At 47.2% G+C, this 20,955-nt stretch carries 18 protein-coding genes; 14 read left to right on the forward strand and 4 right to left on the reverse strand.

Translation table 11 applies throughout. The features are described 5' to 3' along the window. Window positions 1–261: 261 nt before the first annotated feature. The 13 genes from R4537_RS00055 to R4537_RS00115 all read left to right on the forward strand — a co-directional run bounded on the left by R4537_RS00055 (window position 262) and on the right by R4537_RS00115 (window position 13,841). The gene (locus tag R4537_RS00055) at window positions 262–531 is read left to right on the forward strand and encodes an STAS domain-containing protein (protein WP_000906366.1); all 270 of its coding nucleotides are present in this window, start codon (window positions 262–264) and stop codon (window positions 529–531) included. Between the two features lie 10 nt (window positions 532–541). After that, window positions 542–901, forward strand: coding sequence for a response regulator (locus tag R4537_RS00060; RefSeq protein ID WP_001151339.1), 360 nt, complete (start codon window positions 542–544; stop codon window positions 899–901). Window positions 902–948: 47 nt separating this feature from the next. Further along, window positions 949–3,099 carry a chemotaxis protein CheA gene (locus R4537_RS00065; protein WP_071178911.1) on the forward strand — a complete coding sequence of 717 codons (2,151 nt, stop codon included), beginning with the start codon at window positions 949–951 and terminating at the stop codon, window positions 3,097–3,099. Window positions 3,100–3,107: 8 nt separating this feature from the next. After that, window positions 3,108–3,635, forward strand: coding sequence for a chemotaxis protein CheW (locus R4537_RS00070; RefSeq protein WP_001083360.1), 528 nt, complete (start codon window positions 3,108–3,110; stop codon window positions 3,633–3,635). Beyond that, window positions 3,632–4,093: a chemotaxis protein CheW gene (locus tag R4537_RS00075; protein ID WP_000983692.1), complete on the forward strand. Its 462-nt coding sequence runs from the start codon at window positions 3,632–3,634 to the stop codon at window positions 4,091–4,093. The genes R4537_RS00070 and R4537_RS00075 overlap by 4 nt, the downstream gene beginning before the upstream one ends. Before the next feature lie 13 nt (window positions 4,094–4,106). Further along, window positions 4,107–6,143 (forward strand): methyl-accepting chemotaxis protein, encoded by a 2,037-nt coding sequence (locus tag R4537_RS00080; protein WP_071178912.1) that lies wholly within the window; start codon window positions 4,107–4,109, stop codon window positions 6,141–6,143. 14 nt (window positions 6,144–6,157) lie between these two features. Then, window positions 6,158–6,988 (forward strand): CheR family methyltransferase, encoded by an 831-nt coding sequence (locus R4537_RS00085; RefSeq protein WP_033931866.1) that lies wholly within the window; start codon window positions 6,158–6,160, stop codon window positions 6,986–6,988. Next, window positions 6,975–7,628, forward strand: a complete 654-nt coding sequence (gene cheD, locus R4537_RS00090; RefSeq protein WP_001284066.1) for a chemoreceptor glutamine deamidase CheD — start codon at window positions 6,975–6,977, stop codon at window positions 7,626–7,628. The genes R4537_RS00085 and cheD overlap by 14 nt, the downstream gene beginning before the upstream one ends. Beyond that, window positions 7,625–8,665 carry a protein-glutamate methylesterase/protein-glutamine glutaminase gene (locus R4537_RS00095; RefSeq protein WP_001961540.1) on the forward strand — a complete coding sequence of 347 codons (1,041 nt, stop codon included), beginning with the start codon at window positions 7,625–7,627 and terminating at the stop codon, window positions 8,663–8,665. Before cheD ends, R4537_RS00095 begins: the two co-directional genes overlap by 4 nt. Before the next feature lie 42 nt (window positions 8,666–8,707). Then, window positions 8,708–9,862: a methyl-accepting chemotaxis protein gene (locus tag R4537_RS00100; RefSeq protein ID WP_071178913.1), complete on the forward strand. Its 1,155-nt coding sequence runs from the start codon at window positions 8,708–8,710 to the stop codon at window positions 9,860–9,862. 9 nt (window positions 9,863–9,871) lie between these two features. Beyond that, window positions 9,872–10,171, forward strand: a complete 300-nt coding sequence (locus R4537_RS00105; RefSeq protein ID WP_000110730.1) for an STAS domain-containing protein — start codon at window positions 9,872–9,874, stop codon at window positions 10,169–10,171. 31 nt (window positions 10,172–10,202) lie between these two features. Beyond that, window positions 10,203–11,900 (forward strand): ATP-binding SpoIIE family protein phosphatase, encoded by a 1,698-nt coding sequence (locus tag R4537_RS00110; protein WP_071178914.1) that lies wholly within the window; start codon window positions 10,203–10,205, stop codon window positions 11,898–11,900. Window positions 11,901–12,170: 270 nt separating this feature from the next. Beyond that, entirely contained in the window at window positions 12,171–13,841 is a 1,671-nt protein-coding gene (locus R4537_RS00115) for a DUF342 domain-containing protein (protein WP_071178915.1), read from the forward strand. A gap of 121 nt (window positions 13,842–13,962) precedes the next feature. Here the strand turns inward: R4537_RS00115 and R4537_RS00120 are convergent, their stop codons facing one another. From R4537_RS00120 to R4537_RS00135, 4 genes are read right to left on the reverse strand one after another with little or no spacing between them, the layout of a single operon-like run. Then, entirely contained in the window at window positions 13,963–16,077 is a 2,115-nt protein-coding gene (locus R4537_RS00120) for a type I secretion system permease/ATPase (RefSeq protein WP_071178916.1), read from the reverse strand. Window positions 16,078–16,091: 14 nt separating this feature from the next. After that, window positions 16,092–18,002 (reverse strand): bifunctional diguanylate cyclase/phosphodiesterase, encoded by a 1,911-nt coding sequence (locus tag R4537_RS00125; protein WP_071178917.1) that lies wholly within the window; start codon window positions 18,000–18,002, stop codon window positions 16,092–16,094. A gap of 5 nt (window positions 18,003–18,007) precedes the next feature. After that, the gene (locus tag R4537_RS00130) at window positions 18,008–18,670 is read right to left on the reverse strand and encodes a transglutaminase-like cysteine peptidase (protein ID WP_071178918.1); all 663 of its coding nucleotides are present in this window, start codon (window positions 18,668–18,670) and stop codon (window positions 18,008–18,010) included. An 8-nt stretch (window positions 18,671–18,678) separates the two neighbouring features. After that, entirely contained in the window at window positions 18,679–20,070 is a 1,392-nt protein-coding gene (locus R4537_RS00135) for an HlyD family type I secretion periplasmic adaptor subunit (RefSeq protein ID WP_071178919.1), read from the reverse strand. A 223-nt stretch (window positions 20,071–20,293) separates the two neighbouring features. Between R4537_RS00135 and pdxH the strand changes: the two genes are divergently transcribed. Next, window positions 20,294–20,929 carry a pyridoxamine 5'-phosphate oxidase gene (gene pdxH / locus R4537_RS00140; protein WP_000365910.1) on the forward strand — a complete coding sequence of 212 codons (636 nt, stop codon included), beginning with the start codon at window positions 20,294–20,296 and terminating at the stop codon, window positions 20,927–20,929. Window positions 20,930–20,955: the final 26 nt, after the last annotated feature.

Raw genomic sequence — 20,955 nt, forward strand, 5'->3', positions numbered from 1 at the left:
CCTTAATTAAAACGTTATAACATAACAATTAATTAAATCATGAGAATAAAAATCATGTCTATATGTGTCTGGTTGAAAAAATAAACAATCTTGGAGTGCGTTATTCACTGATGTTTACTGATTGCTGAAGGGGTATCACACGACGACTTTGACGAGAGATCATCTTGTTGCATTTGATAATTGGCTAATCCCTCCTAAACTCAAAATCGGGAAGTAAGAAAATGGTTGACTATTCATTTCATCTTAAAGGTTTGGATTTCCATGTTGATACTGAATGAAGTTCTGGACATTGCGCATGTACAAGAGTGCAAGCAGCAGTTTTTGTCGTGGATGAGCCAAGAAGCACCGATAGTGATTGATGGTCGCGCCGTTACTCGAGTGGATGCCGCAGGTCTTCAACTCTTGGCTTCCTTATTTATCACCGCACAGCACAATGGGCAGCAGATCCATTTTGAACAATTATCTGACGTGTTAGCAGAAGGACTTGCCCTACTGGGGATGGCAGACCTGATGCAGCTAAAGAGTGAATGAGGGAAACACTATGGCAAAAGTTTTGGCAGTAGATGATTCAATTTCGATTCGACAAATGGTTTCTCATACTTTGAAGGATGCGGGATATGAGGTTGAAACGGCAGCCGACGGGCGTGAAGCTTTAGCCAAAGCGCAGAAGGCGCGTTTTGACGTCATCATCTCTGATGTCAACATGCCAGTGATGACAGGTTTTGAGTTTGTGAAAGCGGTGCGTATGCAAAGCCAGTACAAGTTCACTCCCATTTTGATGTTAACCACCGAAACCAGCCCAGAAAAAAAACAAGAGGGCAAAGCAGTCGGTGCAACAGGATGGCTAGTCAAACCCTTCAACCCAGAAACCCTGCTAAAAACTTTGCAGCGCGTTTTGTAAAAGCTGAACTCTAAAATAATCAAAACTAGTCAGTGGGCGGGTGAGTTATGGCTTTAGATATGGAACAACTGCGCAAGATTTTTCATGTTGAATGCCGTGAAAATCTTGAGACTTTGGAAGGGGAACTGTTGCAACTGGATCCTTCTCAGGTCGATCTTGAGGTACTCAATACGATTTTTCGTGCGGCTCACTCGATCAAAGGGGGAGCCGGCACCTTCAATTTGCATGAGATCAGCGAATTTACTCATGCGGTCGAAACCTACCTCGATTTAATCCGCAACCAGAAAAAGCAGCTCACCGCACAAGGTGTTGATACCTTGCTCAAAAGCTGCGATGTCATACGCAACATGTTGGATAGTCGGGAACAAGAGACAGCGATTGACGAAGCCTTGAAACAGCAAGTCGGGGCTGAACTGCAAGCCTTGTTAGCGGATCAGGGAGCCGATAGGGTAATGAGTCCAGCGCAGCCCGTATCATCCAATACGCACGCATCCAATACGTACGCCGATGCTATTGCAACCCCAGATGCGACGGCACAAGCCTGGCGCATCCGTTTTGTTCCTCATCAAACACTGTTTTATAGTGGTAATGACCCGCTGCGTATCTTACGTGAGCTGCGTGAGTTAGGTTCTGAATATCAAATAGAGCTAGACCATCAAGCCCTACCAGAGTTAGCCGAAATCGATCCTGAACTCTGTTATCTGAGTTGGACGATCTGGTTAACAGGAGATGTGTCGGAAAACGATGTGCGTGAGTTGTTCGACTGGGTTGAAGATGAGTGTGATTTGCACATCGCCCCAATACTCAGTGACGAGGCTAGCGCTCATGTAGAGGATGAGCAGGCTGCTCCTGCAGCGACGCTTCAAAGCAACCCCCAAACTCAGGTCGAGCCTGTTGCCATCGTTGACTTACCTGCGGTAGAACCGCCGGTTGCAACTGTCGCTCCCCCCAAAGAGTCCGCGACTAACAAGCCTGCGAAAACGGACTCAAGTGTCTCCTCTATCCGCGTTGATATCGAGAAAGTCGATAACCTGATTAATTTGGTCGGCGAGTTAGTGATTACCCAATCCATGCTCACCGAACTCGGTAATGACTTTTCAATGGATAAATTGGACAAGTTAAAAGCCGGTTTAGCGCAGCTGCTGCAAAACAGTAAAGATCTGCAAGAAAACGTACTCAATATTCGCATGCTACCGATGAGTTTTGCGTTTAGTCGTTTTCCCCGTTTAGTTCGGGATTTGTGTGGTCGTTTGGGGAAAAAAGTCGATTTACAAATCCAAGGTGAACAAACGGAGCTGGATAAAACTGTGCTCGAACGGATTGTGGATCCTCTCGTGCATTTGGTGCGCAACGGTATCGATCATGGTGTTGAAATGCCGGATGTCCGCCTTGCCAAAGGTAAGCCTGAAACGGGAGTGATCACGTTAAAAGCCTTTCATCAAGGTGGCTCGATCATTGTCGAAATCAGTGACGATGGGGCAGGGATTGATTGCGACAAGCTTTGGCGCAAAGCGGTGGAAAAGGGGGTGTTAGAGCCTCAGACCCAACGTAGCGATCTGACCGATAAACAGATCATCAATTTAATTTTTGCGCCCGGGTTTTCTACCGCCGAGCAAGTCTCAGACATCTCAGGCCGTGGTGTCGGTATGGATGTGGTGAGACGCAACATTGAAGAGCTAGGTGGACAGATTGAAGTCGATTCCGAATTAGGCCGAGGAAGCCGTTTTACCATCAGTCTGCCTCTGACACTGGCGATTTTGGACGGTCAGTTGGTCAAAGTGGCCGATCAGGTTTATGTCATCCCGCTGCTGACGATCGTCGAATCGATTCAGATCAACACTGCCAGTGTCAAACATGCTGCAGGTGGGATCGAACTCTACCGATTGCGCGAAGAAAATATCCCGATTTTACGTTTGCAAGATGAGCTTGCGATGGGGCGTAGTGGCAGCTTAGAGAAACGCTTGATCTGTTTTGTCGAATCAGCAGGGCACAGGGTGGGTTTGCTGGTGGATGATCTGCTTGATCAGCAGCAAGTGGTGATCAAAAGCCTAGAATCCAATTATGCGAAAGTGGCTGGGATCTCCGGAGCCACGATTTTGGGTGACGGCTCCGTCTCTTTGATCCTCGATATTCCTGGCTTGATCGCACACTTTATGAAGCGCAGTTCATCTTCCACGACCAAAGGCAAAGCGGCATAGGAGCAGGTATGAATTCAGCGAATCTGACCACATCATCCAGTGCCGCTCTTGAGCCAATCTTGTCGATGGATATGGGGCTGACTGGGGGCGCAGATTTTTTAAGTTTTATGCTCGGAACTGAGCTTTACGGGGTGACCTTATCTCATGTCGAAGAGATCCGTGTTTGGGAAAAACCTACGCCGATCCCGAGAGCGCCGCATTTTGTTAAAGGCGTGATTAACCTGCGCGGCATGATTGTTCCCATTATCGATTTACGTCAACGCTTTGGACTCACCCAATACGAGTATTTGCCAACAACGGTTGTCTTGATCTTGAGTGCTCGCGAACAAGAGCAAAAACGCCTTATGGGTTTAGTGGTTGATTCCGTCAGCGATGTGATTGGCCAAGGCGATATGCCGCTGCATCCGGCAATCGGTGAGAGCATGGTGGTGCCTTTTTTAAGTGGCATTTTGAATGTCGGGGATGAGGTGATGTCTTTGCTAGACAGTGATGCATTGCTGGATATGGACCGAATCCTTAATGAGGGACAAGCATGATGCAGCGTGAATTTCTCAGTTTCGTTTTAGATGATGAAGAGTACGGCATCCCGATCCTAGAAGTGCGTGAAGTGCGTGGATGGAGTCCTGTGCGCATCCTGCCTAATGCGCCACCGTTTGTGATTGGCTTGCTGGATATTCGTGGCGAGTACATTCCGATTGTCGATCTGAAGCGTCGCTTAGGCTTAGTGCCGGTTGAAATTAACGCTACCACAGTGGTGGTGGTGATTAATGCGGCGAATCAGCAGCCTTTGGGGCTGATTGTGGATGCGGTCGCTGAGGTGTATGCCTTGTCTGAGCAAGAGATCAAACACGCGCCCAGTATTTCCACTGTGATCGGCAACCAATACGTGAAAGGAATTGCGGCAGTGAAAAGCAAACATCTGGTTCTTATTGATATTGATGCGCTGTTCGACGTTGAGGCGCTACGCTTAAGCACCACTGCCGAAAGCATATAACGAGGGAAGACACATGGCATTTTGGAATCGTAAACAACAGGTTGTGCCCCAGTTTGTTGAGCCAGCCAAGGAGAGCGCCACAAGCGAATTTGACGAGTCGGAGACCCAAAGCGGTTTATCTAACTATCAATTGCTTTCCGCACTCAATGCGGCACAAACAGCACTGATGATGATAGATCGCGACTTTCGGATCACCTACTTCAATAATCAAACGCTCAAGCTGCTAAAACAACACGAAACGTTGTTTCGTAGTGTCTGGCCTGATTTTCGTGCCGAGGCCGATTTTTTACAGGGCTACTGCATTGACCATTTTCATCTTAATCCTCGCCATCAGCGCACCATGCTCGCGGATCCGAGCCATTTACCCTACACCACCGTCATCAACATCAAAGGGGTAAAAATAGAGCTGATTGTAGGTGCGATTATTGATGATCGCGGTTCTTACATTGGCAATACCTTGGAATGGCGTGATGTGACCGAAGAGCTCCTGCGTGAGCAGCAAATAGGTCGTTTAGCTTCGGCGGTCGAAGGCATGACGACCAACTTGATGATGGCGGATAAAGAGGGGATTATTCAATATCTTAACCCCGCACTGTTGCAACTGTTGACCCACCGTGAACCAGAACTCGCGCAGGCCTTTCCCGGCTTTAAAGCCGCTGAGTTGGTGGGGAAAAATATCGACATTTTCCATAAAAATCCTGCACATCAACGTTCGATCATTAGCAACCCAGAACGCTTGCCTTTCTCCTCCATGATAAAAGTTGGCTCTTTAGAGTTTAACCTGACTTGTATTGCGATGCGCGATACGAAAGGCGAATACATAGGCCCCGCTCTGCAGTGGATGGATATTACTGAGCAGCGTGATGGCCAGCGCCAAGTGGAGTTTTTGATCCAAAAAGCGATTAAAGGTGACCTGCATGACCGGATCAACACCAGTGGTTACAACGGTTTTATGCGTGAGTTGGGGGATGGCATCAATAACTTGCTTAACACGCTGGTGGAACCATTAGGCCAGTGTATTACGGTGATGAGCCGAGTGGCTGAAGGCGATCTCAATACCAGCATGTCTGAAGAGTACCAAGGCGAATTTGGTCGATTAGCCAGTGCGGTCAACGCTTCGATTGTGAACCTACGCAATATGGTCGACAAAATTACCGTTTCTTCTGCTCGAGTTGCGACCGCTTCTACAGAGATAGCGGATGGCAATAACGATCTTAGCCAACGGGTAGAAGCTCAGGCCTCCAATTTGGAAGAAACTGCCGCCAGTATGGAAGAGATAACGGCAACCGTGCGTCAAAATGCGGATAACGCGAAAGATGCCAATCTACTTGCAACCGATGCGGCGAAAAAAGCTGCCCGAGGCGGAGAAGTGGTTGGTGAAGCCATCAGCGCGATGGGGGCAATCAATACCGCCAGTAAGAAAATTGCGGACATCATTAGCGTGATTGATGAAATCGCTTTCCAAACCAACTTGTTGGCTCTGAATGCTGCGGTAGAAGCGGCGCGGGCTGGTGAACAAGGTCGCGGCTTTGCCGTGGTTGCCGGAGAAGTGCGTAATCTCGCGCAGCGTAGTGCCGGAGCGGCGAAAGAGATTAAAGGTTTGATTAACGATAGTGTCGATAAGGTGAATGAAGGCTCACGCTTAGTCAATGAATCGGGATCGACACTTAAAGAAATTGTTGAAGCGGTAGTGAGAGTCTCGGATCTGATTGCACAGATCGCCGCTTCCAGTGTGGAGCAATCCACGGGTATTGATGAAATCAACCGAGCGATTGCTGCTATGGATGAAATGACCCAGCAGAACGCTTCGCTGGTGGAAGAAACATCAGCGGCGAGTCAGTCACTCAAAGATGAAGGAAAAGAGCTGCTTAATTTGATGAATTTCTTTGTCACCGAAAATAATGTCACCACTTTTGAGCGCAAACCTCGCCAATCAACGCCACCCAAAACTAAGCCTGTGGTTAGCATGCATAAAGCACCGATACATCAGGCTGTACATAAAATGCCAGCTCGGGCGGCAGAAGAAGGTGACGAATGGGAAGAATTCTAATCTAGGGATAACGTATGTTGGCGGTCAATGAGCAAGAATTTGAACTCACAGATAAAGATTTCAAATTTATTCAATGGTTTATGCATAAAACGGTCGGAATTTATCTCCCGGATTCCAAGCGTACCATGGTGTATGGCCGCTTGAGTCGGCAGATGCGTCGTAAGGGTTTGCGCCGTTTTGCACAATTTCGTGAGCTGATTGAAAGTGATGAGCAGGAGCGTATTCACTTCATTAATACCTTGACCACCAACAAAACAGAATTTTTCCGTGAGAGCCATCATTTTGAATTTATTGAAAAAGTATTGGTTCCCGAGTGGAGTAAAGAGCGGGTAGGCCAACTGCGTTTTTGGTCAGCGGGATGTTCGACTGGTGAAGAGCCTTACACTCTAGTCTCGGTTTTAGACCATGCAGGAGTCATGAATTTTTGTCCGGATGTCAAAATTTGGGCAACCGATCTGGATACGGCAGTGTTAGAGAAAGCGAGTTTGGGGATTTATCCCATTGAATCGCAAAGCTCGATTCCTGAACGGTATTTGCGTCGTTGTTTCGTCCGTGGGGTCAAAGATCAGCAAGGCAATATGAAGATTAAACAGAGTTTGCAACGCTACATCGACTTTCACCAATTGAATCTGATTCAGGAATGGCCGTTTAAACAGAAGCTGGATCTTATCTTGTGCCGTAATGTGATGATCTATTTTGATCGTCCGACCCAAGAACAGTTGATTGAACGTTTTCACCAGCAACTCAAGCCGGGTGGCGTACTGATGCTAGGGCATTCAGAGAGTGTTGGCCGTTGTAGCTCTCTTTTCCATCATCTGGGACATACTATTTATGTCAGACAGTAAACTTGCCACCAAGCGCAGATTAAAACAGGAAGAGGCGAAGGGGCATTACCATCGTTTCAACCATCCTAGCGATCATCGACATTGGGTCAAGGTGATGCCAGGAGGCGTTTATACAACCACAGATCAAGAAATTATCCATACCGGGTTGGGTTCTTGTGTTTCAGCTTGTGCTTGGGATATCGAAATGAAAGTGGGCGGAATGAACCATTTCCTACTGCCTTTTCATAACCAGTTTGAGAGCCATCATTGGCATCCGCAGGCTTTATTATCGGACACTTCTCGCTATGGATGTTATGCAATGGAACTTTTGATCAACCGCCTATTATCCATGGGTGCTGAGCGGGAGAGATTGAGTTTTAAGTTGTTTGGCGGTGCTCACTTAATGGGGTATCAGTCGCTGGTTGGGGAAAAAAACGTCGAGTTTGTGCTTGAGTATGCCAAGCGTGAAAAGTTAAACGTCGTGGCGCAAGACTTGGGAGGCGCTCAACCGCGAAAATTGTTGTTTGACCCACAGACCGGTCAGGCATGGGTAAAACGCATTGGATTTAGTTCGGCACATGCAATTAAACAGGACGAAGAACTCTATCAGCACAGCATAGATAGGCAAATTCCCTCTGACGATGTGGAGTTGTTTCAATGAAAAAAATCAAAGTCTTGATTGTGGATGATTCTCCGGTATTTCGGGCTTTATTAACCCAGTTGATAGATAGCGACCCAGTGTTGCAAGTGGTGGCCTGCGCAGAAGATCCTTATCAAGCTCGTGAACTGATTAAGCACCATCAACCCGATGTGGTGACCTTAGATGTTGAAATGCCCAAAATGAATGGTGTGCAGTTTCTTAAAAATCTGATGCGCCTTCATCCATTACCTGTGGTGATGATCTCTACCTTAACCCAGCATGGGGCGGAGGCAACGTTGGCGGCTCTTGAGTTAGGCGCCGTGGATTATTTCCCCAAACCTTCTTCAGATAACCCAGCAGAGATGCTCAATTATAAAAACTTGGTGAATGACAAAATCAAAATGGCGGCACAAGCCAATGTAGGGTTTGTGCAGAGTGCGACGGTTTCTGCCCCCATTACGGAGCGAGTTTCCACCGATTACCAGTTGATTGCTATCGGCTCTTCTACTGGTGGTACGGAGGCCGTCAAACAAGTCCTCGCAGCATTACCTTCTGGCTTACCTCCTATCGTCATGACTCAGCATATTGGCGCGCAGTTTACGGCCTCCTTAGCGAAACGATTAAATGACAGCAGCGCTCTCCATGTACAAGAGGTGACACAACCAACGACAGCACTTGAGAGCAGCTGCGCCTATCTCGCTCCAGGCGATAAGCATATCGTAGTCGTGAAACGGGCTGGGAAACTGTATGTCGAGTTAGATGACAGACCTGCGGTGAATCGGCACAAACCTTCAGTGGATGTCATGTTTGATTCGATTGCTCAGCATGTAGGCAGTAAAGCGATGGGGATTTTATTGACCGGAATGGGACAAGATGGCGCGAAAGGCATGTTGGCGATGCATCAACAAGGAGCGGCGACCGCAGCTCAGGATGAACAATCAAGCGTGGTGTGGGGAATGCCGCGAGTGGCGATTGAGCTCGGCGCGACCGATGTGGTTAAGCCTTTAGGGGCAATGGCGGCTTGGATTGTTGAACAACTACAAAGAAAGCGCGCATAACATCAGTACGCATAACACCAGAAAGACGTCGAGAGGCTTAGGATGATAACCAGAACACACAAAATAACGGCGGTACTGACAGGGCAACTACTCTTGTTGCTGGTGCTTTTTCAATTTGGGCAGGATTGGTGGTTAGGATTGATCGCAGTTTGTAGCGCGTTACTGCCATGGTTGGTCGGTTTTATCCCGCAACCTAATGTCACAGCAGCTTTGCCAGCAGATGAAACTCAGTTATCTGCTGGGCATCAACAGGCGCTTAGTCTGATTGAGCAGATCTTAAAAGAGAATATTCAACGAATCACTGACCCTTTACAGAAGCAGCGCCAAGTCGTTAACACGTCTGCAGAAACCATCAACAGTAGTTTTATTGGTTTACAAAGAGCCAGTGAGGAGCAATCCGCCATCTCGACTCAATTGGTGGATAACTTACTGGCTAACCAAGGCAGTGAGTTTGATCTGATGCAGGTTTTACCCAAAACGGAAGAGATCATTCAGCAATTTGTGCAAATCTTGGTGGATGTGTCAGAAAAAAGTATCTCAGCTGTACATAGCATTCACGATATGTCGCAAAAGCTGGATATGGTTTTTAAACTGCTGAATCAAGTGCGCAGTTTGTCTGAGCAGACCAATTTACTGGCGCTGAACGCCGCCATTGAAGCGGCGCGAGCGGGCGAGGCAGGACGCGGTTTTGCCGTCGTGGCACAAGAAGTCCGTAATCTCTCTATTCAGGCCGCGAGTTTGAATACTCAGATTGAAGCTGAAATGAAAGTCGCCCAAGACACGGTGGATATTGCCAACCGTACAGTGGGTGAAATGGCCTCATTTGATATGACTCAAGCCATTGAGTCAAAAGAAAAAGTGGATTATATGCTGCGTGGCGTTCAGCAGTTGAATACGGAAATAGAGCAAGAAGTGAATAAACTTCAGCGACTAGGGCAACAACTGACCCAACAAGTTCGTGCAGGCACACGGGCATTGCAATTTACGGACATTGTTTCTCAACAAGGCGACTACGCACTGGGCTCAATGGCCTTTTTACAAGAAGCAACCAGCTTGTTAAAGGCAGTGCAATCCAACTCACGTGATGTGCAACCCGTGATTGAAAGTCTCGTGGCATTACAAGAGCGCTCACGTAATCGTGGGGCATTGGCTGCCAACCAGCACAGCATAGATGAAGGCGAAGTCGAGTTATTTTAGGAGATCACCATGAGTGTGCACACGAACATTGATAGCCACAACAAACACATCACCGTTTCGATTGAAGGGGCTTTTTGCTTCAACTTGGTTCACGACTTTCGTGCAAGTTATGCCAAACGGCATGATCATCGATTCACCATAGATTTACGCAAAGTCGACTATATCGATAGTGCTGGGCTGGGCATGTTGCTCAATATGCAGAAATACCTAGAGCAAGCGGACGGCGCGATTCGAATTGTCAATGTCTTACCCCAGGTGAGAAAAATCCTCCTGATATCACGCTTTAATAAGAAATTCGATATCGAATAAATCGCTCAAAGGAGAGATAGCGGTGAGAGTAATGATAGTGGATGACCACGGTACTAACCGTGAATTGTGCCGATTTATCTTGGCGCACATCGCATCACACATAGACACTTTTGAAGATGGGCAGCAAGCGATTGATGCGATGCGTGCAATGGAAATCCTGCCCGATGTGATTCTGCTTGATGTGATGATGCCGATTAAAGACGGATTTGTCACCGCTAAAGAGATCCGCCAAGCGTTTGTGAAGCACCATATTCCGATCATTTTTCTGACGGTATTAGACGATCGCGATTCGTTTGAAAAGTGTTTAGCACTGGGTGACGATTTCATCCTAAAGCCAGTAGAACGCAGTGTGCTCATTGCCAAAGTGCAGGCACATTATCGCATTGTGAGGATGCATAATGAGGTTATGGAACAACGTGATGAGCTGCGCCATTTCCGTGAGCAAGTCCAGTATGATTACGCGATTTCAGAATCGATTTTCACTAACCTGATGGAAGAAATGTGCCATCAAGTTGAGCACATTTTCGGGATACATTACATCTCTACACCATCGACCATTTTTAATGGCGATTTGATTGTGGTCGCAAATCGGCCTCACGGCGGAGTCTATGTGATGATTGCAGATGCCACAGGTCACGGTTTACCTGCGGCGATCTCGACGATTCCCGCAACCAGAACTTTCTTCTCCACTGCACAAAAGGGCTTATCGCTGGGAGAGATGGTGATTGAATTGAATCACTCCTTAGAGCGTTTTTTACCTATTGGAATGATGTTGGCTGCTAGTGTGTTTGAAGTACGTGCTAACGGCTTTGAAGTCTCTTGGTGGGGGGGAGGGTTACCTGAGGCATATTTACTCGATAACCATGGCAAGATAGTGAGCCGTTTAATCTCTAATCATATGCCACTTGGTGTACTGTCTTCCAATGAGTTTGAAGCGGATGTGCAGCATTTCAAACTCGAACCTAATCAAAAGCTGGTTTGTTATACCGATGGCATTATTGAAGCAATGAACGAACAAGGAGAATACTTCGGCCAAGAGCGTCTTGAACAAGTATTGACGCAAGCCTATTCCGAGGCTTTGATTCCGACTTTGTATGATGCGGTGAAAAAATTTTCGAATCGGGGAAAAGGGGATGATCTCTCTATTTTGACCATGACATTCCCTATCACCAACAGTAACCCGAGTGATAAAGCCCTACCCAAGGTGGTATTGAGCTGCATCCCCCTACAGACAGAATTGCATTTCCCCGCTGATGTTCTGCGTAAAATTTCCCTGATGAATGAAGTACGCCGTTTTTTAACTGGGATTGTCAGCGGTGGTGAGGATCTCGACTTACTCTGTTCAGTACTTTCAGAACTGTTTGCCAATGCTATAGAGCACGGGTTATTGGAGCTCGATTCCTCGTTGAAAGAAACACCAGACGGTTTCTTTGAGTTTTATCAGTTGCGCGATAAACGATTGCAAACCTTGCCTGAATACCACTGGTTGATCCTCAAGGTTAACTACCAGCCAGAAAATCAACGTATTGAAATCGATTTAGAGCACAGTGGTAAAGGCTTTGATTGCCAAGCTTTAAAAGATGGCAATAGTGAAAAAAGCTATGGGCGAGGTATTCTTCTTGCGACCCAGTTGTGTGAGTCTTTGGAGTATTCCAATCAAGGCCGCCGAGTGACAGCGGTATACTCCTTCGCTCGCAAAGACACGCTGCACTATTCTCTGCCTAGCTGATGTTATTGTTTTGTTGGCATGGTTTGTTGGCATGGTTCACTGACCTTTGCCGTACGGTTTACAGTGTAAACGGCTGCTCGTTGACGATTCCGCGGGCAAAAAAAGTGCCCGTTTTCTCATCTAAACCCTTCCGATTAGTTTATAAATAACTCCTTTTGGTGATTTACAGAGTGACCTAAGCCCGAATTTGCGGGCTGCGCAGTTTAGCTATCTGTATTCTTCTTATACACTCAATTCATGGATATTCTGTACCGTAAAAGATAAAGCGTTATGTGGAAAGAGATACTCGAACTTACGCCAGATAGACAGAAAGTGATCGCAAAATTAGGTGCGCAAGGTGCCGTTAAGGAGCTCAATCGCAGCGAATTGCCTATGGTATTGGCACAAATTGGAGCGGGTAAACTGTTCATATTGGATGAGGAAGTCACTCGTTTTATCAATTGTGTGAAAGAAAGTAAGCGCGCTGCGTTTGAAGGTGTCGTGGTTGCTGAAGTGCGTAACGCGACAGTTTCTGTTGTGCTTGGCGAGAAAGAAATGCTAGCCAGCATGGTCGTCACTGGAGCTTATGGCGGGCGCGGTCTACGCGGTAATGAACTGGTTCACGCTCTAGCACAAGCCAGCGTGCTGAAAGGAATTAACAAACTGGCATTGAAAAAAGTACTGCTGGTGAGTGGCCAATTAAAACCCGGTGAGGTGTTTACTCAGCCTGTCGCTCGTGGCAAGGAGCCCATCCAAGGGCGTGATACTCAATTTGTTCCATTAGTCGAAGACGTCTCGAAGCGCGTACTGCGTCCTCAGCAGAAAGAGGGTGAAAATAAACTCGATATGCGCAACTTAGGAGAGACCATCACGGTTGGTGAAAATGATCCTGTGATGCGCCGTTTGCCTGCGACCAAAGGCGAGATGGGTTACACCGTTCAGGGTAAACAGATCCAACCTAAGCCTGGTAAAGAATCCGCGCTGGTGGCGGGTAAAGGTACCCATATCTCCCCGAATGACCCCAATTTGTTGCTTGCCAGTCAAGCGGGCATGCCCCTTATTAAAAAGAACACCATAGAAGTGGACAGTGCGCTTTGCCTAAATCATGTCAGTGTGGCCACTGGGCATATCCGCTTTAAAGGTAATGTCGTGATTGCTGGGGATATTGAGCCGGGCATGATTGTTCGCGCGACGGGGTCGATTACGGTTGGCGGTTTTATTGAATCCGCTAACGTTCAAGCGCAAGGTGATATCGAGGTCGGTAAAGGTATCATTGGACACATGGTGACGGATGATGAAGAGCGTAGCTGCGTGGTGAAATCTGGCGGCAGTATTCGCGCTAACTATGCGCAGTATGTTGAGCTACAAGCGGCGGATTTTATCCATCTTGGCGTACACAGCATTGGCAATATTATCCGTTGTGGAAATGATTTGACGGTGCTCGACAGCAAAATGACCCAAGGCACACTCAGTGCAGGAAACGCCAAAGTGGGCGGGAAAGTGCTCTGCTTTAATCTCGGAGTGGAGGGCGACACGGCGACTCATGTTGAGGCTTTTGCGCGTTACCAAAGTTATAAAGAGAGAATCAACAAACACAAAGAACTCTATAAGCAAGCACAAGACACGACTATGGCGTTGATTCGGCGTGAAATCGAGTTTAAAAAACGTCCGAAAGCAGAACGTAGCGATGAAGAAGCTCAAGAAATAGAAACCGCGAAAGCAGACGCGTCGACCCAGATGGAAAAAATCAAACTCGCTTTGGATATGCTCAATGAAGAGTTTGAGCAGCAGCTATTGGAAAATACGGTGGAAGCGAAAAATAAAGTGTTTACCCATGTCACGATTCAGTTTGGTGATGAGAAAGTGCTGACCAAGCGAGAACACGGCGCCTCGATTTTCAAATTTAACCAATACGAAATTAAGCTCTCTTCACTATTGGAAGCGGAAGATATTGGTATTTAAGTCTGCTAACGGAAGCGGAGTCGTGCAATCTGTCTGTGGAGTAATAAATCTGCGGAATAATAAAAAGGGAACCTTGAGTTCCCTTTTTCATCGCTAAACCTTGTGATGTAAAGACATCAAACTATTGCACAGCGCGTACATTACCTTGGCGCAGATCGTTCAGCACTTCGTGCTTTGGACCATCGGCAATAATGCAGCCTTTCTCCATCACAATAACGCGGTCAACCACATCTAGCATCGAGGTTTTGTGGGTGATAAGGATCAGCGTCTCACTCGGCTTGAGTTGGCTAAGTTGTTGCTTAATGTGCATTTCTGATCGGTTATCCATCGCGCTGGTGGGTTCATCCATCAGTAAGACGGGAGGGCGGCCAAGGAAAGCGCGCGCAATCGACACCGATTGACGTTGACCACCCGAGAGCAGCATACCCCCTTCACCCACTTGACGTTCTAGCCCCGCAGGATCTTGTTGAGTAAAGACCGTAACCCCCGCTCGGTTGGCCGCATCCATCACCTCACGATCATCGGAAAGTGGGCGACCGAGCGTAATGTTGTCGCGGATCGAGCCATAAAACAGCACACTGTCTTGCGGTACACACCCAATATTGCGGCGAATATCGATGTGATGCAGCTGTGAGATATCCGTATCATCAATTCGCACATGCCCTTCAGTTGGCTTGTACAGGCCCATGATCAAACGCTCAAGCGTGGTTTTACCAGAACCAATTCGACCAATGATCGCCACTTTTTCACCTGGGTGGATGGTAAGGCTTAAATCACGGACAGAGGCGATAGGTGAATTTGGATAATGGAAAGTCACGCGGTCCAGCTCAATCTTGCCTTGAATGATGGGACGGTGGATATAGCGTTTACCTTCTTCCTGTTCGTCAGGCATCGACATCACTTGTTCAATGATGGTCATAGAAGATTTGGCTTGGTTGTAACGGGTTGAAAGCAGTGAGAGCTGCACTAAGGGGCCAATCGCACGGCCACTGAGCATAGTGGCGGCAATCAGTCCACCCATGGTCAGGTCACCGTTGGAAATCAGGTAGACCCCGACAATGATCATGCCGATATTGGCGGCTTGCTGCACAAAACCAGCGGTGTTTTGAATGCTATCGGTGATGCGGCGACTTTTAATGTTCCAATTCGCCATGTGCGCTACGGCTTCTTCCCAGCGGTACTGGAATTGTCCTTGCGCGCCAAACAGCTTCACCGTTTCTAGTCCTGCTAAGCATTCGATGAGGTTGGCGTACTTTTGTGAGGCGAGTCTTGAGCCTTCTTCAATTGCCCGTTTTAAGCGGCTTTGAATGAGAAATGAGTAAATCACCAAAATCAGGACACCGATCACAGGCACCCACACCAAATGTCCAGCCATTAACCAGATCAACACTAAAAAGAGCAAGGCGAATGGCAGATCAATCAGTGAAGAAATCGTCGCGGATGTAAAAAATTCACGAATCGATTCAAACTCTTGCAAATGGCGAGCAAAAGCACCAACCGAAGGTGGGCGAGCCTCCATGCGGATGCCCATCACTTTGCTAAACAGTTTGGAAGAGATCAGTATGTCCGATTTTTTTCCTGCGACATCAATGAAGTAGCTGCGCAGCATTTTAAAAACGAAATCGAACAAAAAGATCACTAAGATGCCGCTAGAGAGCACCCACAAGGTTTCAAAAGCCAAATTGGGGACGACTTTGTCGTACACAATCCGTGAAAACATCGGCGCTGCAACGGCAAACAAGTTAATCAGCAGTGACGCGATCAACACATCGCGATAAATATGCTTGGATTTATAGATGGTGCTCCAAAACCAGTGCCCATCTCTGGGTTTCAGGACTTCTGGTGAGCGTTCATCAAAGCGAAACTGCTTTTTGACCATAAAGTAACGGCCAATATACATCGCTTCTAAATCACTGAGCGAGTAAGCGACGGGGACTAACCCCGACTCTGCGGTAACAATTTCAGCCTCTTGCGTTTCCTGATTGATGCTATTGAGTACGCAGGCCTCACCGCCTTTGAGCAGCAATACCACAGGAAACACCAGATGAGGAATTTGGTCTAATGGCGCGCGGTTTTCTTTTGCGATCAGCCCAGCTCTTTCCGCCGAGCGAGGAAACAGAAAAGGCGTGAGCTTGCCGTCAGCCAACGGTAAGCCGTTGATCAGTGCTTCAGGAGAATTCGCTAAACCATAATAACGGCTTACGTACACCAGCGAATTGAGTAACGTATCTTGCATGCCTCTGACCTTGGTTACTTATCAACAATGAAGCCTTGGAAGACTTCGATGAAATGTTCTGAAAGAAAATCGAGCTGAGTCTGTGTTTCAACCCGTGATGCGATGGTGGTGATCCCTAAGTTATGCGCGGTGCGCGAGATTGAGGTCAGGGTAAATTTCTGGCGTTCATCATCCAAATGGTGAGTAAACAGATAATCCAGTTTGACGTATTTAGGACGGAACTCGTTGATGTAGTCGAGAGATTGGAAGTTACGTCCGTAGTTGTCTACCCCAAAGTCCGCCCCTGCATTGCGTACCGCGTTACAAAATAGCGCAGTGTAATGCGGTTCATTGACGAAACAGCCTTCTGGGATCTCAAAATGCAGTAAGTTGGCCACAGAAAGATGCTTGCTTAAGGTTTGGCTGATCCAACGGATAAAGCTCGGTTGAGAGATGCTGCCTTGTGCGATGTTGATCGCGAGTGGATCGGTCAGTTCACCTTTTTCAAGCTGTTCAATCACTCGTTCAATCACGTACTGATCGAAGATATGGCTAGCATTGAGCTGTTCAAGGGCAAACAAGAATTGGTTTGCCGTGTAACGCACGCCATCTTTCTCAAACGCAGAAAAGACCTCACGATGGAATGTTTTCCCCCAACTGTTGTTGGCGGCTTGGTAGCGGAAAGTAAACCAGTCGTTATGGATTGCCTCTTCGACCAGAGTTTTCCACTGCTGTTTGCCCAAGATGATTTTATCAGTATCACTGCTAATAAAGCCGTAGTTCAGCTCAGGATTGGATTTCGCTTTAGCTAACGCATTATCCAGCAGAGACAAGAGCGTTGTGGTGCTGGATTGACGCTTATTGCTTACCACGCCAAGCGATAAATTGGCTTTCGCCATACCAGTAGGATCAGGGTTAATGTCGTCCACACAAGTGATGATGCTCTCTGCCACGATTTTGAGCTCAGTTTCATCCATGTTGGGCATAATGATGCCGAACTCGTAAGTGGAGATACGAGCGATAGAGATATCTTTGATGGTGATGGAGTTTTTAAGGCGATCAGCCAGTTCACGGACCATTCCATCACCCGCTTCATAGCCCTTATCTTCATAAAGTTCTTTGATGAATTCAGCTTGTAGGATAGCCACACCACCGATGCCGCTTTCAGAGAGCCAGCCACTCAATTGGCTCATGTAGTATGCTCGGTTGCCAAGATGAGAAACAGGGTCAAGATAAGCGCGTTCACGTAGTTGCTGCGCCTCTTTGGCTTGGGCTTTAAAGGCGTTTTCGACCTGCTCAGACATCTTATTGATGCCATCCACTACATAAATCAGATCTCGAGTGTTGGGGCGCGGTAGAGGCTCACCAAATTGGTTGTTAGCAACCTGCTCCATTTTGTTGACGATCAGTTGTAGTGGTCTTAGAGAGCGCTTCAAAATGAAGGCGACGGCAAACATACCAATCACTAAGATTGCCAAAAACGCGATATTTAAACGAATTAATGCTTTCCAGAGTTGAGCGTAAGCCGCGCCAGGATGGCTGACGATTTCCACTTCCGCCAATTGCATCCAACCACTGGTTACAACACGCCGATCATGGATGGGTTCAAACAGATTTAACTGAGTAAACCAAACTGGCACATCATTGGGTTGGATAGGGTATGAGCGCAGAATTTCAGTACCGTCATCGAGGAAAATAAGACGTACGATCGAGTAACTACTGCCATCAAACAGGGCATTGATCACCGACTCTACCGCAATAGTGTCTTTTTTCTCCAAATAAGGTGCTAAAGCCAAACCCACCGTATTGATGGTGTTGTTGACCTCAGAACGTTGTTGTTGTTCAAGACTGTTGCGAGTGGTGTTGAATTCGATGGTAAAAACCGAAATCAACAACAGAATAAACACCGCAATCATCCCTGCGACTAGTTGTTTGTATAGCGTCATAGTGCCTACTCATCATAGCTAACTAGAGGTTTATTTAATTTCAGTGAGCGCTCTCGTGCTCTTAAATCATTCCACAAACTGAGTCTCGAAGAGTCCCCAGCCAATTGACCGTTATTCGATTTCATTAACCACAAATTTTTACCGTTAAAGCTGTAGATAGGGAGTAAATCTTTGCGAGTGGACGCAGGTTTAATTTGTGGGTTGAGATTATCTAAAATCACCGGCTCGGAACTCGGAGTGGAGTAATACGCCAACACCATATGAAATTGATTTAATTCAATGGCTTTAACATACACGAGACGGAGTTTTTTATCTGGTACTCCGAGTTCTAACAGCGAGAAATACTTCGCAATTGTGAAGTCTTCGCAATCGCCAGCATTGCTACCGAGAAATTCTAATGGGGTCGCCCAGTAGTCTTTCACCCCCCATAAGTGAATGTCGTTGACAAAGTTGAGCTGATTAAAAAAGGCATTCACTTCTTTTAATTGTTCTTGCTCTGAGGCAGAGGATAGCTCTGCCATCTTGCGACGCCATGTTTCGACGCGTTTGCCTGCTCGCTGGCCATACGTTGCCTTCACCGCATCCACCCACTGTTGCTCTTTGCTTGTGAGCGCTAGCGAGAGTGAGGAGGCACAGATGGCCAGAGACAGCACAATCCAACGTTTCATAGGGCGGGCTATTCCCTCAGCGCATTGCTTTGCGCACTTAAAATCGGTTTCAGCAGATAATCCAACACTGTTCTTTTACCAGTAATAATGTCGACAGAAGCGGTCATTCCCGGAATGATCGGCAAATTTTGATCATGACCGAGACTGGTGTCTTTAGTACGTACGCGAACCAAATAGAAGCTATTGCCTTCCTCATCCTGTGTGGTGTCAGCACTGATGTGTTCGAGCGTGCCTTCTAAGCCACCATAGCGCGTGAAATCATAAGCACTAAACTTCACAATAGCCGGCAGCTCTGGGCGCAGAAAAGCGATGTCTTGCGGCGCAATTTGAGCCTCGACCAACAGAGTATCTTCAGTCGGTACGATTTCAATGATGTTCATTCCCGGTTGAATCACCCCACCTACCGTGTTCACATAAAGGGTTTTTACAGTACCTGTTACGGGGGAAACCACCACCGTTCGGTTCACTTTATCCTCAAGGCCGACCGCCGATTCAGTGAGGGATGAGAGCTTATCTTGCGCTTGGTTGAGTTTATCTTGCTGTTCAGTTCGGAATTTTTGCGCGGCATTAATTCGACTGAGCATCGCTTCACGTACCGCGGATTTGAGTACGGGAATTTTTAGTTCAGTGGAGGTTAACTCTCGGCGAGTATCATTCAACTGGCGCTGTAGTTTCAGCAGTTCAATTCTTGGGACTACGCCTTCGTTGGCGAGAGGCTCCGTGATGTCGAGTTCTTTTTTTGCGTAATCATAACTTTGGCGAAGGTTGATGATTCGCGCTTCGGCTTCAATCAAATCTTGCTGTTTCTGCTTGATTTGTTGAGAGAGAACGGACAATTGGTTGCGCAGGTTATCGAGATCTTGGCGATATTGATTTCGTTGGCGTTCAACTAAATCTGGCTGGTTATCACTCAATACGGGAGGGAAAGCAAGCTTGCTGTAATCAAGTTGTACGCTATTTGCCCAGTTCTTCTCTTCAAAATTCTCATTGATAATGACGCTTGAAATGGAAGCAGAAAGTTGTAGAACACTGGCGGTTAAGTTTGCAACTTGTTGCTCTCGCTCGCGGAAATCTGAGCGAAAGCGTGTGTCGTCGATCAAAATAAGCTGTTGGCTTTTTTGGACTTGCTCACCTTCACGGACAAGGATCTGCTTGACCAGTCCCCCTTCCAAGTTTTGGATCACTTGCACTTGTGAGGAGGGAACCACTTTACCTTGGCCGACCGTGACTTTATCGATTTCTGCCCATGACGCCCAAGCAATCGCTAGAATAAAAAATGCCACCATGACCCAGAGAATGATTCGTGCGCTATGCGGCGTATTAAGTAGCAGTGCGGCGGTTTTATCGTCCACATAGTCTAATTCTTCGACGGTGAGCTTGTTATAACTGCGATTGCTCATGAGTGGTTCCTGTTCACACCATTGGTAGTTGGTTGATTTTATTACGTGGGCCAATAATTGTTAAGGATATGCTATCTGCGGCGAAAGGCCTATTCAGCATTTTAATAAATTACTTAATTTTTAGAATTTGTGATCTTATTTTGTCGGCCTTGGCATCACTTTGCTCGCTTGAGTTATCAGCGGGATAGGCGCACAATCGGGCAAAAATCAGTGAGGAGCAGAAATGGATCTTTCAGATATTCGCCGCGAATACATTCATGGTGGTCTAAGAAGAAAAGATTTGCAGGCCAACCCAATTGACCAGTTCAATCTTTGGTTGCAGCAAGCAATTGACGCCAACTTGTCCGACCCAACCGCGATGACGGTTGCGACGGTAGATGAACACGGGCAACCCTTTCAGCGTATCGTGCTACTGAAAAATGTCGATGATGCCGGTTTTGTGTTTTATACCAACTTGGGCAGCCGCAAAGCGCAGCATATTGCGCACAATAACAAAATTAGCCTTCATTTCCCTTGGCATCCGCTAGAACGTCAAGTGCACATCACAGGTGTGGCGGAAAAACTGACCGCCATGGAAAACATGAAGTATTTCATGTCGCGCCCGAAAGAGAGCCAGATAGCAGCAATCGCTAGCCACCAAAGTAGCCGAATCTCTGCTCGTGGAGTATTGGAAGGCAAGTATCTTGAGCTTAAGCAGAAGTTTGCAAACGGTGAAATTCCTGTGCCTAGCTTCTGGGGCGGTTACCGCATCAGACCGGAGAGTCTGGAGTTTTGGCAGGGTGGTGAACATCGTCTGCATGATCGCTTCTTGTATTCGCGGCAAGATGACAATTGGACAGTCGATAGACTGGCGCCATAAGCCCAATCAATCAGCTTGACGTTGTT

Source organism: Vibrio paracholerae, from assembly GCF_037672085.1.
Lineage (GTDB): Bacteria > Pseudomonadota > Gammaproteobacteria > Enterobacterales > Vibrionaceae > Vibrio > Vibrio cholerae.

Coding starts and splice junctions, on each gene's coding strand:
- R4537_RS00055 (WP_000906366.1), top strand. CDS start 262: ATGTTGATACTGAATGAAGTTCTGGACATTGCGCATGTACAAGAGTGC.
- R4537_RS00060 (WP_001151339.1), top strand. CDS start 542: ATGGCAAAAGTTTTGGCAGTAGATGATTCAATTTCGATTCGACAAATG.
- R4537_RS00065 (WP_071178911.1), top strand. CDS start 949: ATGGCTTTAGATATGGAACAACTGCGCAAGATTTTTCATGTTGAATGC.
- R4537_RS00070 (WP_001083360.1), top strand. CDS start 3,108: ATGAATTCAGCGAATCTGACCACATCATCCAGTGCCGCTCTTGAGCCA.
- R4537_RS00075 (WP_000983692.1), top strand. CDS start 3,632: ATGATGCAGCGTGAATTTCTCAGTTTCGTTTTAGATGATGAAGAGTAC.
- R4537_RS00080 (WP_071178912.1), top strand. CDS start 4,107: ATGGCATTTTGGAATCGTAAACAACAGGTTGTGCCCCAGTTTGTTGAG.
- R4537_RS00085 (WP_033931866.1), top strand. CDS start 6,158: ATGTTGGCGGTCAATGAGCAAGAATTTGAACTCACAGATAAAGATTTC.
- cheD (WP_001284066.1), top strand. CDS start 6,975: ATGTCAGACAGTAAACTTGCCACCAAGCGCAGATTAAAACAGGAAGAG.
- R4537_RS00095 (WP_001961540.1), top strand. CDS start 7,625: ATGAAAAAAATCAAAGTCTTGATTGTGGATGATTCTCCGGTATTTCGG.
- R4537_RS00100 (WP_071178913.1), top strand. CDS start 8,708: ATGATAACCAGAACACACAAAATAACGGCGGTACTGACAGGGCAACTA.
- R4537_RS00105 (WP_000110730.1), top strand. CDS start 9,872: ATGAGTGTGCACACGAACATTGATAGCCACAACAAACACATCACCGTT.
- R4537_RS00110 (WP_071178914.1), top strand. CDS start 10,203: ATGATAGTGGATGACCACGGTACTAACCGTGAATTGTGCCGATTTATC.
- R4537_RS00115 (WP_071178915.1), top strand. CDS start 12,171: ATGTGGAAAGAGATACTCGAACTTACGCCAGATAGACAGAAAGTGATC.
- R4537_RS00120 (WP_071178916.1), bottom strand. CDS start 16,077: ATGCAAGATACGTTACTCAATTCGCTGGTGTACGTAAGCCGTTATTAT.
- R4537_RS00125 (WP_071178917.1), bottom strand. CDS start 18,002: ATGACGCTATACAAACAACTAGTCGCAGGGATGATTGCGGTGTTTATT.
- R4537_RS00130 (WP_071178918.1), bottom strand. CDS start 18,670: ATGAAACGTTGGATTGTGCTGTCTCTGGCCATCTGTGCCTCCTCACTC.
- R4537_RS00135 (WP_071178919.1), bottom strand. CDS start 20,070: ATGAGCAATCGCAGTTATAACAAGCTCACCGTCGAAGAATTAGACTAT.
- pdxH (WP_000365910.1), top strand. CDS start 20,294: ATGGATCTTTCAGATATTCGCCGCGAATACATTCATGGTGGTCTAAGA.